This is a genomic window from Bradyrhizobium sp. 2TAF24, assembly GCF_052115025.1.
Taxonomy (GTDB): domain Bacteria; phylum Pseudomonadota; class Alphaproteobacteria; order Rhizobiales; family Xanthobacteraceae; genus Bradyrhizobium_A.
The window spans coordinates 1-812 of sequence record NZ_JBFRFW010000073.1; the positions used below are offsets into that span (position 1 = coordinate 1).

The window sequence follows — 812 nt, forward strand, 5'->3', positions numbered from 1 at the left end:
AGCCAGGTGGCGAGCAGCGGGAAGAGAATAAGGATGACGAGGCGGATCAGGTCGGTGATCACGAAGGGCAGCACGCCGACGAAGATCGTCGACATGTTGACGTCCTTGATCACGCTCTTGATCACGAACACGTTCATGCCGACCGGCGGATGGATCAGGCCGAGCTCGACCGTCATCACGATGATCACGCCGAACCAGATCGGATCGAAGCCCAATGCCGTGACCACCGGGAACACGATCGGCACGGTCAGGATGATCATCGCCATGGCGTCCATCAGGCAGCCGAGCACGAGATACATCAGAAGGATCAGCGCCAGCACGCCGTAGGCGCCGATGCCGAGGCCGGTCAGGAACGTGGTGACGTGCTGCGGCGTCTGGGTGATGGTGAGAAAGTAACCGAAGCACAGCGCGCCGATCAGCACGGTGAACACCGCCGCCGCCGTGCGCGTCGCCTGCAGCAGCGACTGCAGGATGCCCTGGCCGTTGAGCTTGCCACGCGCAACGCCGATGACAAACGCGCCGACTGCGCCGACCGCGCCCGCTTCCGTCGGGATGAACAGGCCGCCATAGAGCCCGCCGATCACGAACACGAACAGCAGCAGCGGCGACCACACGTCGCGCAACGCTGTGGTGCGTTCCGCCCAGCTGCTCTTGGGGCCGGCCGGCAGGAAGCCAGGGCGCACCCGGCCGATGATGGCGATGGTGATCATGTGCATGGCGATCGCCAGCAGGCCCGGAATGATGCCGGCAACGAACAGCTTGCCGATGTCCTGCTGGGTGATGATACCGTACACGGCGAGCACCGTCGACGG

General features: G+C 64.4%; 1 protein-coding gene. It reads right to left on the bottom strand.

Annotation, left to right across the window (positions count from 1 at the left end; translation table 11 throughout):
- Window positions 1–812, bottom strand: an 812-nt coding sequence (locus AB4Z37_RS32965) for a TRAP transporter large permease (RefSeq protein WP_441520878.1), incomplete at both ends; no start/stop codon positions are given.